General features: G+C 63.3%; 11 protein-coding genes. 7 read left to right on the forward strand and 4 right to left on the reverse strand.

Going from position 1 to position 15497, the window contains the following annotated elements; translation table 11 throughout:
• Positions 1-16: 16 nt before the first annotated feature.
• The gene (locus ABGB08_RS29780; RefSeq protein ID WP_347596522.1) at positions 17-613 is read left to right on the forward strand and encodes a sigma-70 family RNA polymerase sigma factor; all 597 of its coding nucleotides are present in this window, start codon (positions 17-19) and stop codon (positions 611-613) included.
• Positions 606-1058, forward strand: coding sequence for a hypothetical protein (locus ABGB08_RS29785; protein WP_347596525.1), 453 nt, complete (start codon positions 606-608; stop codon positions 1056-1058). The genes ABGB08_RS29780 and ABGB08_RS29785 overlap by 8 nt, the downstream gene beginning before the upstream one ends.
• Before the next feature lie 86 nt (positions 1059-1144).
• Here ABGB08_RS29785 and ABGB08_RS29790 read toward each other — a convergent pair whose 3' ends face one another.
• On the reverse strand, positions 1145-1462 hold the full coding sequence (locus ABGB08_RS29790) for a hypothetical protein (protein ID WP_347596527.1): 318 nt from the start codon (positions 1460-1462) through the stop codon (positions 1145-1147).
• A 164-nt stretch (positions 1463-1626) separates the two neighbouring features.
• Complete coding sequence (locus ABGB08_RS29795) at positions 1627-2967, reverse strand: glutamate decarboxylase (protein ID WP_347596530.1); 1341 nt, start codon at positions 2965-2967, stop codon at positions 1627-1629.
• A 258-nt stretch (positions 2968-3225) separates the two neighbouring features.
• Between ABGB08_RS29795 and ABGB08_RS29800 the strand changes: the two genes are divergently transcribed.
• Together ABGB08_RS29800 and ABGB08_RS29805 are read left to right on the forward strand one after the other, a co-directional pair.
• Positions 3226-4377: an MFS transporter gene (locus ABGB08_RS29800; protein ID WP_347596533.1), complete on the forward strand. Its 1152-nt coding sequence runs from the start codon at positions 3226-3228 to the stop codon at positions 4375-4377.
• A gap of 45 nt (positions 4378-4422) precedes the next feature.
• On the forward strand, positions 4423-4917 hold the full coding sequence (locus ABGB08_RS29805) for an FBP domain-containing protein (protein ID WP_347596536.1): 495 nt from the start codon (positions 4423-4425) through the stop codon (positions 4915-4917).
• On the opposite strand, the gene ABGB08_RS29810 is transcribed toward ABGB08_RS29805, so the two are convergent.
• A complete protein-coding gene (locus ABGB08_RS29810; protein WP_347596539.1) occupies positions 4910-5680 on the reverse strand; it encodes a putative protein N(5)-glutamine methyltransferase in 771 nt (256 codons plus the stop codon). The genes ABGB08_RS29805 and ABGB08_RS29810 overlap by 8 nt on opposite strands.
• Before the next feature lie 527 nt (positions 5681-6207).
• Here ABGB08_RS29810 and ABGB08_RS29815 point away from each other — a divergent pair.
• A complete protein-coding gene (locus tag ABGB08_RS29815) occupies positions 6208-7008 on the forward strand; it encodes a tetratricopeptide repeat protein (protein ID WP_347596542.1) in 801 nt (266 codons plus the stop codon).
• Positions 7009-7087: 79 nt separating this feature from the next.
• A complete protein-coding gene (locus ABGB08_RS29820) occupies positions 7088-7243 on the forward strand; it encodes a hypothetical protein (RefSeq protein WP_347596545.1) in 156 nt (51 codons plus the stop codon).
• Here the strand turns inward: ABGB08_RS29820 and ABGB08_RS29825 are convergent.
• Positions 7240-9483 (reverse strand): polysaccharide lyase 8 family protein, encoded by a 2244-nt coding sequence (locus tag ABGB08_RS29825; protein WP_347596548.1) that lies wholly within the window; start codon positions 9481-9483, stop codon positions 7240-7242. The two genes, ABGB08_RS29820 and ABGB08_RS29825, sit on opposite strands and share 4 nt — an antisense overlap.
• A gap of 437 nt (positions 9484-9920) precedes the next feature.
• Between ABGB08_RS29825 and ABGB08_RS29830 the strand changes: the two genes are divergently transcribed.
• The gene (locus tag ABGB08_RS29830; protein WP_347596551.1) at positions 9921-15395 is read left to right on the forward strand and encodes a leucine-rich repeat domain-containing protein; all 5475 of its coding nucleotides are present in this window, start codon (positions 9921-9923) and stop codon (positions 15393-15395) included.
• The last annotated feature ends 102 nt before the right edge of the window (positions 15396-15497 follow it).

Below are 15497 nucleotides of genomic sequence, written 5' to 3' on the forward strand. Positions count from 1 at the left end.
CGAAAGGAGAGTCACGATGCCTGCCCACTCGCTGGTCGAAGCTCTCGTCGTCCGGGCCCGGGCCGGTGACCAGAACGCGTGGGACGAGCTGGTCAAGCGCTACTCGCCCATGGTGTGGTCGATCTGCCGGGGATACCTGGCCAGCCGCCAGGACATCGATGACGCGGCCCAGCGCGTGTGGATGCTCGCCGTCGAGCACCTGTCCAGGCTGCGCAAGGCGGATCGTTTCGGCTCGTGGCTCGCCACCACCACCAAACACGAATGCTTCCGCACTCTCAGGGCACGACGTGAACATCTGAACGTCGAGCTCCCCCCGGACATCACCATGTATCCCGATGACAAGTCCCTCAGCATCGACCAGGCGCTGGAAGCAGCGGAACGGGATGCGGCGTTACGCGCCGCCTTCGCACGGCTGTCCCCGGCGTGCCAGCGCATCATCTCGCTCCTCATCCAGGACGTCCCCTACACGGAGATCAGCGCGCGCCTCGGGATACCGATCGGGAGCATCGGCCCGACCCGAGCACGCTGCCTGGCCAAGTTGCGCGGCGATCCGGAGCTCGCCGCGCTGATGGATGCCGGGACACCGGCACCGGGCGGTGACCGACGTGGCTGAGCGATGGGACGACGACGAACTCCTCGGTCGCCTGGCCGCCGCGCTGAGAGCCGCCGACGCCGTCCCGCGTGACTTCGTCGAGGCCGCCAAGACCGCGTACGCCTGGCACGGCATCGACGCCGAACTCGCCGTTCTCGCCTACGACTCGGCCCAGCACGAGGAAGACCTCGCGCTGACCCGCGCCGACACCGCCCATCTCCATTTCCTCACCTTCCGGTCAGCCGAACTGACCATCGAGATCGAGGTCACGGAGCGGACGCTGGTCGGCCAGCTGGTGCCGCCACGGCCTGGGACGATCCGGATCTGGGCCGACTCCGGCTGGGGGCCCGAGATACCGGTGGACGAGGTGGGCGGGTTCACCATCACCAAACCGGTCGACCGATTCCGGCTGTGGTGCCGCTGCCCCGGCATCGCGGACGTGATAACGACCTGGGCGACGGTGTGACCTGATCGGACCGGTACCCGCGTGAGCCTTTCGCCCCGCCAGTGGCCTTCCATCGGGGTGTACGTGGGCCCGCCGGTCTGAGGCTTTCAGCCGGTCGGTACGGCCGTCCGGCCGGTCAGCATGATCGGCAACGCGGCCATGGCCGGGGCCAGGGCGAACAGGATGACGGCCAGGACCGGGTCGCCGTTGTTGTCGATCGCGGCGAAGGCCGCCGCCAGGGCGTACGCCACGACCGACGAGGCCAGCAGCGGCGGGGCGGCTTTCCAGCGAGTCCAGGTCGCCGCGAAGGCGAGCAGGAGCAGGAGCTGGGTGGCGAGCATGGCCAGCATGGAGCGGTAGGTGGCGTCGGGGGCGTCGTCGGTCAGGTTCTGGATGGACACCAGAAACCAGGGGGCGACTGTCACCAGTCCCAGCAAGGAACACCAACGACGAGGCATGGGCACCATCCAAGGCGGGGCGGATTCGCCACCATTGGGTGAGTATTACCTACCCAAGGCGGTAAATCGAGCGCCTGTCGGGACAGGGGTGGGAAAAATCCTATTTTGGGACTTTCCCAATGGCTCTCCGGCTAATGGTGGAAGCCGACTTGTGGGCGTTTGGGGGAGACGCCGGTCAGTTCCTTGATGCCGCGGCGGATGTCCTGCGCGAGCAGGGAGACGACGTCGCGGCTGATCCCGTGGCGGACGAGGACGCGTTGCACGACCGTTTCCTGGCGATCGGGGGGCAGCGGGTATGAGGGGACCTGCCAGCCTCTGATCCGTAGCTGGGTGGAAAGGTCGTAGAGGGAGAAGCCCGCGTCCTCGGTCGTGGTGTAGCAGACGGCGGGGAGGGCGCCGTCGCCGCCGTACAAAAGGGTGAAAGGGCCCATGCGCTCGATCCGTCCCGCGAGGTGGGCGGCGGTGTCCAGGCAGACGCGCTGGATCGCCGTGTAGCCTTCGCGGCCGAGGCGCAGGAAGTTGTAGTACTGGGCGACGATCTCCCCGGCGGGGCGGCTGAAGTTGAGGGCGAACGTCGGCATCTCGCCGCCCAGGTAGTCGACGCGGAAGACGAGTTGCTCCGGGAGCAGGTCGGCGGTGCGCCAGACCACCCAGCCGACGCCGAGCGGGGCGAGGCCGTACTTGTGGCCGGAGGAGTTGATCGAGGCCACGCGGGGGATGCGGAAGTCCCATTCCAGCTCGGGCTGGACGAAGGGCGCGATGAATCCGCCGCTGGCGGCGTCGACGTGGAGGGGGATGTCGAGGCCGGTGTCGGCCTGGATGGCGTCCAGTTCGGCGGCGAGGGCGGCGACCGGCTCGTAGTCGCAGGTGTAGGTGACGCCGAGAATGGCCACCACGCCGATGGTGTTCTCGTCGACGTGGTCGCGGAGCTGATTCGGCCGCAGGCCGGTCGCGCCGGGCTCCAGCGGGACCTGCCGGAGTTCGACGTCGAAATATCGGGCGAACTTCTCCCAGCAGACCTGGACCGGGCCGCACACCAGGTTGGGCCGCCCGGCGCCGCGCCAGCGCCATTTCAGGGCGAGCCCGGCCAGCATGGCGGCCTCGCTCGAGCCCGTCGTCGAGCAGCCGATCGTACGCGCGCCGCTCGGGCTGTTCCACAGGTTGGCCAGGATGTGCACGCACCGCGACTCGATCTCCGCGGTCTGCGGATACTCGTCCTTGTCGATCATGTTCTTGCCGAGGCAGTCGTCCATCAGGCGGTGGATTTCCGGTTCCGTCCAGGTCGTGCAGAAGGTGGCGAGATTCTGCGCGGAGTTGCCGTCGAGGGCGAGTTCATCCCGGATCAGGGCATAGACCGTGCGAGGGTCGCTGGGCTCTCGGGGAATGACGAATTTGGGCAAGGTTCGCCCGCCGAGATGTCCGGAATAGATGTCCTGGTACTCATTCTCGGCGAAATCGGTGGCGTGGAGCATCCTCAGGTCCTGCCCGTTTCGCCGGGCAGGACCGCTCGCATTAGCCGGGAAATATCCCTGTGCTGCCATATATTTGAAGCACAAGAATGTGTTAACTCTTTTGCAAGGCATTGTCATGTCGAAGGTGGCAATGTGGTCTCGGTCCTTGAGATGTCCCGGGCTGGGGATCTTGGCGAGCTCACCTCACGTATGCCAGGCTCCCGGTGTCTGCAAAATCTATTTGGGGGACCTGTGAGAGTTCTGGGCGGTCCATTGCGGGTGCCTGTCGTGCTGGCGTACGCGGCGTTCGTGCTGGTCGGGTTGAGCGCCGGCGCCAACGGGGTGGTGCTGGCGGCGCAGATCGGCGACTACGAGGTCGACAAGGCGACGATCGGGATCACCTTCTTCACCTTCTCGGCCGGGTTCATGCTCGCCGGGGCCACCTCGGGGGCGCTGATCCACCGGCTGGGGACGCGGTTCGCGCTGGCCGTGGGCGGGGGCGCGTTCCTGGCGGCGTCCCTCTACATGGCGATCCGGCCGTCTTTCGCGGGGCTCGTCGCGATTCAGGTGCTGGCGGGGTACGGCACGGGGTTGATGGAATCGGTGCTCAACGCGTATCTGACCAAGCTGCCGTCGGCCACGACGCTGCTCAACCATCTGCACGCGTTCTTCGGGGTGGGGGCGCTGCTGGGGCCGTTGCTGGCCGCCTGGCTGGTGGGATTCCTGCCGTGGACGGCGGTCGTGCTGGTGCTGGGGCTCATCACCGTGCCGCTGATCATCGGGTTCCTGGCCACGTACCCTCGCCGGGAAACCGCGGCCGGCGAGGAAGCCGGGACCGGCGAAGCGCGGCCACGATTGCTGCCCGCCGTGCTGCGCACCCCGGTCGTGCTGCTGGCGTCGGTGTTCCTGGCGGTGTACGTCGGGCTGGAGATCGGCGTCGGCAACTGGGGATTCACGTTCCTCATCGAGGAGCACGCGCAGCCGGAGCTGGCCGCCGGATACACCGTCAGCGGATACTGGCTCGGGCTGACGCTGGGCCGGTTCCTGATCAGCCCGATCGCGGTCAGGTTCGGGATCGGCGCCGGCGCGATGACCTTCGGCTGCCTGGCCGGGGTGGCCGTGTCCGCGCTGCTGATCTGGGTGGCGCCGGTGTTCGCCGTGGCCGGAGTCGGCTTCGTGCTGCTCGGGTTCTTCCTCGGGCCGATCTTCCCGACCGCCATGGCGGTGGTGCCCAACCTGACCTCGGACCGGCTGGTGCCCACCGCCATCGGCGTGATCAACGGCTTCTCGGTCGTCGGCGGCGCCGCGCTCCCGTGGCTGGCCGGGGCCGTCGCGCAGGGCGTCGGCGTGTGGACGCTGATGCCGTTCGCCGTCGTCCTCGCCCTGGTGCAGGTCGTGCTCTGGCGAATGATCGTCAGCCGCTGGCGCTGAGAAAATGGCTTGGGCGCGACCTGGGGCCGCCGGTACCTTCGGGGCATGCAAGCGGTAACTGAGCAGGAGATTCGTGGTTCGTTCGTCAACTGCTCCAAGGGTGAGGCCAAGCGCCTGGCCGTGCCGAGGGATCTTGCCGATCGGCCCTGGGAGGATCTGGACTTCCTGGGGTGGCTCGACCCCGCCGCGCCTGATCGCAGCTACCTCGTCACCGAATACGGGGACCAACTGATCGGCGTGGCGTTGCGGTTTCCCGGGCAGGCGCGGGCGTTCCTGCAGCGGTCCATGTGCTCGTTGTGCCAGACCACGCATCCCGGGAACGGGGTGTCGCTGATGACCGCCCGGAAGGCGGGTCTGGCCGGACGAGAGAACAATTCCGTTGGTTTGTATATGTGCACCGACATGGCCTGCTCGCTCTACGTGCGCGGAAAGAAGATCCCGGACGTGGGCGGGCGATTCGAGGAGTCGCTGACCGAGGCCGAGCTGATCGAGCGGACCCGGGGCCGGCTGACGGCGTTTCTGGGCAAGCTCTTCAGCTGATCGGGGCTCCGATCACGACGGTGGCGTCCAGGTCGTCGGAGCCGGTCACGCGGGGGAGCAGGCCGCCGCGGGCGACCGCTTCGGCGGTGCTGGCGGCCTGGCGGGCGCTGGTCTCGACCAGCAGGTGGCCGCCGGGGGCGAGCCATTGCGCGGCCTGGGCGGTCACCCGGCGGACGACGTCCAGGCCGTCCGCACCGCCGTCGAGGGCGATCATGGGCTCGTGCACGCGGGCTTCGGCGGGGAGCAGGCCGATCGCGCCGGTGGGGACATAAGGGGCACTGGCCACCAGGATGTCGACGCGTCCCCGCAAGTCCCGCGGGAGCGGGTCGTAGAGGTCGCCCTGGTAGACCGGGGTGTCGAGGTTGCGCCTTGCGCACCGTACCGCGATCGGGTCGATGTCGACCGCGTGCAGCTCGACCTGGCCGAGCGCGGCGACGAGGGCCGCGCCCACCGCGCCCGAGCCGCAGCACAGGTCCACGATCACGGCCCCGCCGCCGGCCAGGGCCAGCGCCTGCCCGACCAGGAATTCGGTACGGCGCCGCGGCACGAACACTCCGGGATCCACGGCGATCCGCAGACCACAGAATTCCGCCCAGCCGAGGACATGTTCCAGCGGGAGCCCCGCGACGCGCCGGTCGACCATACCCGCGAGATCATCCGGGGTTCTGGCGGTGGAGACGAGCAGTTCCGCCTCGTCCTCGGCGAACACGCAGCCTGCGGCGCGCAGCCGGATGACGATGGCGGGCAAGGTGAGAAGCGACATAGAAGCCTTCCGGGGATGCCGAAGGGCGCTCTCGATGTCACCTAGAAACGGCCACGAGAGGAGAGCACCCGGCCTGATCTGGCGGTAATGGGTCTCACCTCCTTCGTACGTAGGGCCAGACTACCTGACGCGCTGGCCTCGCGCGGGCTTCTGGCCTGCGCATCCGCTCGACCAGGACCACTCGCGCGACATTTTCCGCTCCGAGCGGCTCTGCCTCCGGGTGGTGATCGGGGTGTCTATTTCTAGTTGGAACAGCCGACGAGGAAGCGAGGAGCATGGAATGGACAGTCACCAGATCAAGCCCGGCATGATGAATCACGCCCTGATCATCCGGGGGCTTAACCTCAATCACGCCCTGATCATCCGCGGGCTGGCTGACTAGTTCCGAAACCCCTATGACCTGAGTGGTCCGCACACGTACCACATTCAGGATCTGAGTGGACCGGTCAAGCACCGGTCCACTCAGCTCGCCGCCTGGCGATCTCGCAAAAAGTGTTCTTCGACGCGGTGTGAGGGGAGTGGCGTTCGTGTCTGAGCCGACGCCGGACGAGATCGACCCAATCGAGTGTGCCCAGCTCCTGATCCTCGGCGGGCATTACCGGCAGGCCGAGGACGTGCTGCTCACGGCCAGGCGGGACGCGGTGGCCGACAGTGAGGAAGACGCCCGGTGCGCCAACGGGCTGGGCGTCGTCTACAAGTATCTGGGGCGGTATGACGACGCGCGCCGGGCGTACGAGCAGGCCCGGGCGGTGATCGAGCCGGCGGATCCGGCCGGGCCGATGATGGCCACGCTTCTGCACAATCTCGCCGGTCTGGCGCACAGCCGGGGGCAGTCGGCCGACGGCGAGGCGGACGCCCGGCGCGCGGTCGAGCTGCGAGTCGCCTTGGTCGGGGCCGACCACGAGGACGTCGCCGCCGACCTGGCCAATCTCGGCGTGCTGCTGGAGGCCCAGGGCAAGTTCGAGGAGGCGCGCGCCTGTTTCGAACGGGCGGTGGCGATCTTCGAGCGGGTGCGCGGGCGGGCGCATCCGGAGGTGGCGTTCAACCTGGGCAACCTGGCGGCCATCGCCGAGGCGCGCGGGCGTTACGAGGAGTCGCAGCTCCTGTACGACGAAGCGCTGGCCCTCCAGCGGGACCTGCTCGGATCAGGTCATCCCGAGACGATGCGGACGCTCAACAACCTGGCCTACCTGTATCGGGTGTCCGGGCGGCGTGCGGAGGCCGTCGCCGCCTACCGGACGGTCGTCGCGACGCTGGAACCGCAGGTGAGCGCCGATCATCCGGTCCTGCGCGCGGCGCGGGCGCAACTGGATCGGGAAGCCGTCTGATGACGCCGTTCCGGTTACGCTCCAGATTTCTGGTCCTGACCTCGTTGCATGGAGTACTAACCACGCGTGATGCTATGAAATGGCCCACGATGACGGGTATTTTTGCAGCAACCGAAATCTGGCCACGGCGCGATGCGCGCTGGTCGAGGCGGTTCCGGCCGTGGCGGCGGCGGTGGTGGGCCTGTGGGGGATCACCACCCCGTCGTTCTGGCGGGATGAATCGGTGGCACTTTAGGCCGAGATCGTGACGGTGATCGACGTGCCGTGCTGGGGGGAGAGGTCGCCGAAGGTGAGGGTGAGCTGCTGGCCGGGGGCGGCGCGGGTCACGAGAGGGTGGGATTGAAGGATCTTGGTGGTCGGGCGGTGCCAGGTCACGGTGAGTTCGGTGAGGTCGCGCCGGGGGTCCGACACGGACACGGTGGCGGTGCCGTCGGGGTTCTCTCTGGCGAGGACGGCGCAAGGGGCGGAGGCGGTCAGCGGGCCCGCGGTTCCTTCGTTCCAGAAGTTGGCGGCGGTGATCCCGAGGGAGGGGATCCGTACCGCTTGTTGCCGCGCCGTGTTCGCGAGGACGTCCACCCAGGCGGGGTCGGCGGCGCGGGCCTGCGTTTCTTCCGCACTCGCCCCCGGAAGAAGCGTGTAGAAATATCCCGCTGAGGTGGGATCCACTCCATGATCTAGCCAGAGTGTGGCATAGCTCCGGCTCACCAGCCCATGTGTGCGTTTCTCCTGGAGCGTACGAACTCCTCCCGGCACGACATATCCGCCATGCCCCTCCAAATACGCCCAGTTCTCGCCGCGAGTAAGCGACGTTTCCGTCCTGCGGTTATCCACGATGGTTTCGACGGGCACGCCGTCCTTGCCGGCAATCCCCGCCCCTAAGCAGACAATCGCATCATCAAGGAAGAACCACGACTTGAATGCCTCCATCGTGCTTTCCAGCCCATTCAAGTGCTGACCCACCGTCGCGTACAGACCGTCGGTCGCGCCCCCCACCCACCGCCCCGGCGGACAGGTATCCCCCCACCCGGCGCCCGCCCCATCCGGCAACCGCCGCGTGGAAACGGTCGTCCCCGGCAACCGGTACGGATCGACAGTCGGCCAGAACGAATCCGAATACTGATCCCCATGCCCGGCCGCCCACCAGTAGAGCATCCCCGACCCGGTGTGCCACCCCCGCAGGTTCTCCCCGTTCCCGTGCTCGTAATGCCCAACCCGATCCGACGCCATGCTGAGCCCCGCGCACCACCCCGGCCTGCGATGCACCGCCCGCGCGCTCATCGGCAACAGCCGATGTCCGACCGGCTCCTCCGCCGCGGGAATCGCGTCATCATCCAGAACCGCGGCAAGCCGCGCGTGAAATGCGAGATCATCCCGCTCCGCGGCCTCAAGCATGGGCTGGTGCGTGTTCCGCCGCGCCCACCCCTTGACCATGCCCTGCCACCGCGCCCGCACCCCCGGCCCCGCCGCCTCCCCCAGCAGCAGAATCGACCCCGCGATCTCCCGCCCCCGCTGATGATCCCCGTACGGCCTCCGGTTGATTCCCCGCCCCCGGACCAGATCCATGCAGAACCCGTCATGGATGAAGGGCGCGAACGACCGCTCCACCGCGTCGAAGACGCGCTCATCGGTGATCTCCCATGGGGACCCGCGCAACACGGCGAACATGGTGGCGATCCCGTTCAGCAACGTCGATCCGTACGCACCCTGGTAGGGAACAAACGTGTGCTGGATGAACGACCCATCCCGGTAGAAGCCATCACCCTCCTCCACCAGCGGAAAGACAGGCGACAACGCGGACACGGCCAGATCCGCCTTCTCCGGATCCGCCCGCAACATCGCCCGCAGCAACATCACCAAACACAGATCGACCCGATTGGCCCCCGTGCTGTTCCCGCGATAACTCCCCAGCCACCCCTCCGGGACAAAGTAATCCACCGCATCCCGAAGCCCCCCACTCTGCCGCTCACTCAAATACCCCCCGATCAGCACAGCCGCGTCGAGCAACCGCTTCGGCGCCCCAATCCGCCAATGCCACCAGTTCCCCACCGGCTCCGCCCCTACCGCGTACACCCGCCGCCGATAGTGATCGATCCCCGCCCCCACCGCCGCCCCCAACCCCGGATCCCCGGTCACCCCCGTCCCCGGCAGTACAAACGCCCGCGCCATCCCCAGCAACCGCTCCGGCGTCCCCACAAACGACGGAAACGGCAAATCCCCCCAAACCCCCAAATCTGACAACACCATCGCATCCCGAAACCGCCCCGCCTCCACCCCCAACTGCGCCAGCCTCGCCCGATACGGCTCCACCCCGGCATCGACCCAAGCCCCCGCGGTCACCTCCCGCCACCGCTGCCGCAACACCACAAACGACCTATCCGGTGTATGCGCGGGCTCGGCCGGAACCACCGCCCCCAGCACCCCCGCGGCGGCAACAACCCCACCCTGCAAGAACAACCGCCTGGAATACCCCTTCACGCCAGAATTATCGCCCTCGCCCCGAACCTTCCGGAACCAGAGACACATCTGGCGCCGCGTAGGAGCGAGACGCACTCGGCCGGGCGATCGAAGCGGCGATGTGCACATCCGCCGCCTCAAGCCGGAGGGACACGCAAACGATTGACCAGGGCCGTTGTCCGTCATCGATCTGGCTGACAAACAGCTCGACGACGGATTCGGTCACTGATGCTCCATAATGATCGATATGGCCTTACATATTTATCCCTTTATGGTGTGATTATGGCGCAGTGTTCCATATCTGTAATTTTGTCCTTCAGGGCAAGAAGAAGCTGCCAGCCGGACATAGCGATCTGGTGGGAGAATCTACGAAGATTTATGTGAATTGCGGATCAACAGGTACATAATGTGATCGTGGTAGGTGGCCTCGGAAGCTGACGAAAGGCATAGGGTCCACGGTGCTTCGCGATTTGGATCTGATCCAGCAGCGCATCGATCAGGTGACTCGCGATGGAGCGACCAGTCTGGACCTCTCCAACCTGGGCCTGCGTTCACTGCCGGAGAGCCTCGGCGACCTGAGCATCCTCACCAAGCTCGACTTGAGCGGCAACCAGTTCGTTGAACTGCCCGCCTGCATCGCCAACCTCACTGCCCTCACCGAGCTTGACCTCAGCAATAACCGGTTCTCTCAATTGCCGGATGGGATGGCCGGCCACCGCGACCTCGCCAAGCTGGATCTGAGCGACAACCGGCTGGCGGAGCCGCCCAGTTGGATCGCCGATCTTCCCGGTCTCACCGACCTTGATCTCGGCGACAATCGACTCGCGCGACTACCGGACTGGATGGCCAGGCTAACCAGCCTCAATGAGTTCGCCATCTACGGCAACCGTCTTGAGCAATTGCCGGACTGGATGGCGGATCTCACCAGCCTGACCAGCCTCGACCTGGACGACAACTGGCTCGACCAGTTACCGGATTGGATGGCGGGTTTCACTGGTCTGACCGCTCTCTACCTGGGCGGCAATCGATTCACCCAAGTGCCGGACTGGATAGCCGGCTTCACCGCATTGACCGAATTCAGCGTGCGCGGCAACCGGCTGACCGAGTTGCCGGACTGGATGGCCGGTCTCGATCAACTCACCAAGCTCAACATCGGTGAGAACCAACTACTCCGGCTACCCGAATGGATTGGGTCACTTACCCACCTCACTGCACTCGGTCTGCAGGATTGCCGCCTCTCTGAATTACCGGAGTGGATTGCCGGTCTCTCTGGCCTAATCGACCTTCGCCTCTGGAATAATCGACTTACCCGCCTACCACAATGGATGGCGAGGTTCACCGACCTGGCCGAACTTCATGTCGGATCTAACCGGATATCGGAGTTGCCCGACTGGATGGCCGGTCTCACGGGGCTCACGGAATTAGTCGTCTATGACAATGGGCTTACGCGCCTGCCGGAATGGATAGCGGACCTCACTAACCTGACCAGGCTCAACGTGAACAGCAACCGGCTGACAGAACTGCCGGAGCGGATGGCGGGGCTCACTGGCCTGACCAAGCTTCGCCTCAGAGACAATCGCCTGACGCGACTGCCGGATTGGATTGGTGGCTTCACCGATCTGATCGAGCTCGACATCGGGGATAATCAGTTTTCCGGATTGCCGGAATGGATTGGCTCACTGTCCAGCCTCACCGAACTCGGTCTTCAGGGTTGCCGCCTCACTGAGTTACCGGATTGGATTTCGAATATTACCGGTCTGGCCACACTCAATGTTGGAGATAACCGGCTGACGGCGTTGCCGGCATCGATGGCCAAGCTATCGAAGCTTTCTAAATTGCTCGTTCATAATAATCGGCTCACCACACTGCCGGAGTCGATGGCAGAGCTTACTGGCCTGACTGTATTCCATGTTGGTGGCAACCGGTTGACCGAGTTACCGGAGGCGATGGCCCGTCTTACCGGGCTAACAACATTAACCGTTTACGATAATCGACTCACGCGTCTCCCGGATTGGATTGGTGGCTTCACCGGCTTGGCCATGCTCAACATTGGCGGCAACCGGTTGACCGAATTGCCGGAGTGGATGGCGGGGCTAACCGGCTTGAGCAAGTTATATGCCTGGAGTGTTCAACTCAATCGGCTGCCGGAGTCGATGGTGAATCTCACGGGTCTGACCGAGCTCGGCCTTAGTTCGAACCAGCTTTCTGAGTTGCCGGAATGGATGGCGGGACTCACTGGTTTGACCACGCTCAACATTGGCGGCAACCGGTTGACCGAATTGCCCGAGTGGATAGCGAATCTCACGGCCCTGACTGAGCTCGGCCTTGATTCGAACCAGCTTTCTGAGTTGCCGGAATGGATGGCGGGACTCACTGGTTTGGCCGTGTTCAACGTGAGTGATAATCGACTCACGCGTCTCCCGGATTGGATTGGTGGCTTCACCGGTCTGACCATGCTCAACGTTGGCGGTAACAGGTTGACAGAATTGCCTGAATGGGTCGGCGGGCCACGCGATCTCGTCGCATTGGAGCTTGCCGACAATAAGCTCACTCAACTCCCAGAATGGGTCAGCCATCTCACCCAGCTCACCAAATTGAGCATTAGAAATAATCGATTTACGAAGTTGCAAGAATGGCCTAGTGGGCCGAAGGGTCTCGCTAATCTGGACCTAGGTGACAATCAGCTCACGGATTTGCCTGGCTGGATTGCGGGTCTCGGTGATCTGACGAGCCTTGATCTTGGCAATAATCAGTTGCGTGAGTTGCCGGGATGGATGGCCCAGCTGACCCATCTCACCGACCTCGACATTAGTAATAATCGAATATCTGAACTGCCCGAATGGATAACTGATCTAACTGACCTGACCTGTCTCAAAATCGGTGGCAATGTAGCTGGGCAGGCACCGGAATCGATAATCCAGCTTACTGGCTTGACTGAGCTTGACCTGAGTGACAGCCAGTTGACGGATTTGCCTGGTTGGATTGCGGGTTTCGGTGATCTGGCGAGCCTTGATCTTGGTAATAATCAGTTGCGTGAGTTGCCGGAATGGATGGGCCGGCTGACTAATCTCACCAATCTTGATCTTCGCGGAAATCAGTTGACGGATTTGCCTGACTGGTTCGCCGGCCTCACCGAACTCATCAGCCTGAGCCTCAGTCAGAATCAGCTCACAGAGATTCCTGATTGGATCAGTTCCTTTATTAATCTCAAACATCTCATGCTATCTGATTGTCGACTCGAAGCTCTCGTTTCAGGGATGTCAAACCTGACTGAACTCACATTCCTTGATCTAAGGGGAAATCAACTTACCACATTGCCCGACTGGATTGGCGAATTTACTGGACTCTATTATCTCTGGTTGAACAACAATCAGCTCACCGCACTTCCTGAAAGCATCGGTAGTCTCGCCTCGCTTACCGATCTCAACCTTGGCGGGAATTCGTTGACCGCATTGCCGGAGGGTATTGGGGATCTTGCCTCGCTCACTGATTTGAATCTGAAAAATAATCGGCTCACCCTGCTTCCCGAGCGAATTGGTGATCTGGATTCACTCACCGACCTCAGGCTCGGTGGTAATCAGCTGACTGTGCTACCGGAGAGCATGGGAAATCTCGCTTTACTTTCCAATCTCGACGTTAGTAACAATAAGCTCGCCATCATGCCCGACTGGATCGTGGGCTTGTCGATGCTAGAGCGGCTTTCGGCTCGCGGGAATCCATCCATCAGCCCTCCCCCCGAAATAACCTCAAGCGGAACAGATTCAGTTCTGGCCTTTCTTCGGGCGCGAAGAGAAGGTGCTTCCGAGCAATGGGCATCGAAGTTACTGATCGTCGGTGAAGGCGGCGTCGGAAAGACGTCTCTGATCAAGGCAATTGTCGGTGATCACCATGACCCGCAGGAGCCTACGACGCATGGGCTCCGGATAAGTCATGTCGCAATGGACCACCCTGGCCGCGACCATATTCACATGAGCCTGAGCGTCTGGGATTTCGGCGGGCAACAGATCTACCACGCGACTCACCAGTTCTTCCTGACCGACCGTTCTTTGTTCCTGCTGCTCTGGAACTCAAGACTCGGCTGGGAGCAGGGGAAGCTTCGTTACTGGCTGGATATCATCAAAGCGAGAGCACCCGAATCTCCCGTTCTTCTGATCGCCACCCATGCTGACGCTAACGAGAGACCGGTCGACCTGCCCTTGGCTACTTTGAAAGAAGAGTACCCCAGAATTGTCGGCAATCTCGTCGTCGACAATGCTACCCGTAGCGGGATAGCGGAGCTCCTGGCATGTGTGGCGGAACGGGCGTCCACTTTGCCGTTGATGGGGACGGAATGGCCGACCATGTGGCTGGCATGTGCCGATGGGTTGCGGGCGCTACCGGAAAAGCACATAACACCCAAGCGTATGTGGGATGTCATGGACGCGGCCGGAGTGACAGACCAGAACCAACAGAAATACATGGCCACCGCAATGCATCAGCTGGGCGATATTCTCTACTATCACGATGATCCGGAACTTGCTCAGACGGTGATTCTTAGGCCAGAATGGGTAAATGACTACATCAGCAAGGTCTTGGACAGCAATGAAGTGGCCAGCCGATATGGTCTGCTCACTCGCGCGCATGTCGATGGGCTTTGGTCGGATCTCGATCGCGGACTACGTGACCACTTTCTTGGCATGATGGACAAATATGACCTGTCCTATCGAATCGAGGAGACGAATAACGAAGAGATCAGTTTGGTGGTGGACTTGCTTCCGTGGGATCCGCCGGCGTACCAGGACCTGTGGAATGAACCCCTGACGTGGGCCGGCACGAAAGAAATCAAAGTCCTTTATCGCTTGAACACCATGCCGCCGGGGATCCCGACCTGGTTCATCGCGCGCTCGCATCGGTTCACGATGAACCAGCACTGGAGAGCGGGGGTTCTGCTCCAGCACACTGATGCCAAGCATCGGGCCCTGGTGCAGGCCGATCACCATCGCAACCTCATACATCTGTCGGTCAGGGGCCCCGCGCCCGCGGCCTTCTTCTCGATTCTCGACGACGGGCTGAACAGAACATTTCTGCGCTTCCCCGGGCTTGAGATCAATCGACAGGTTCCATGCGCTTGTCGTATGAGCCACGACTTGCCCTGCACCGAATTGTTCGACTACGACGACTTGCAGAATCGACTGCTGCGGAATCCGCCACGCCACGAGATCGAATGCCGCAAATCTGGTGAGATTCAGGATGTGCCATTGCTGCTCCTGGGGCTTGCCCCGTCGGAACGGGACGCGGCGCGGATCGGCCTTGAACGACTGACCAAAATGCTCACTGACCTGAGTGCGAAGCATGATGGACAAGCCGAGTATACGCAGCGCATGTTCCTCCGGCTGCAAAGGATTGTCCAGGCGCAGCAGGAGGTGTTGTGCCCGAGCGTCTTCTCGCTGACGCCGGTTCGCGAGAATCGAGTAGCAGGCGCCGCATACGAGTTGCGGCTCTACTGCGAAGAGCCCGGAGCGTGGCATCGCCTTCCGGATGATGCCGGGCGCTACCACGTCTCTGTGCCGCCCGAGTGGTTGCGCATGATGAGTCCTTATCTGAAATACCTGGTATGGGTTCTCAAACATTCGGCTCCTCTTGTCGGGCCGATGCTGGGCATGAGCATGGATCAGATGGATCAGCAGACCAAAGCCGAAGCGGATATGATGAAAGAACTCGTGGCTCAAATTCCTGATTCCAGCCCGCACAAGAATCCGCAAGATGGCTCTGACATGGGCGGCTCGGTTCCGGAATCGCATGCCACCGTAGAGGCGGATTTCCGCGAACTGCGGGCGTTGCTTCTCAAGCATGATCCCGACCAGGTGTGGGGAGGTCTGTCTCGCACCAGTACACCCGAGGGCCTCACGTTGTACCTTTGCCGCGAGCACAGCCTTATATACCAGAGGCCCTGATCAAAGGCCTTCTCGCGTGCGTTTCGGTGGCGGCATCGGCTGTGCGCGGTCCTTCGTGATCGTGGATCAGAGTGATCTTGATACGGCCAAGGAAGGCTGCCG

It is taken from the genome of Acrocarpospora sp. B8E8 (assembly GCF_039871605.1).
GTDB lineage: Bacteria > Actinomycetota > Actinomycetes > Streptosporangiales > Streptosporangiaceae > Acrocarpospora > Acrocarpospora macrocephala.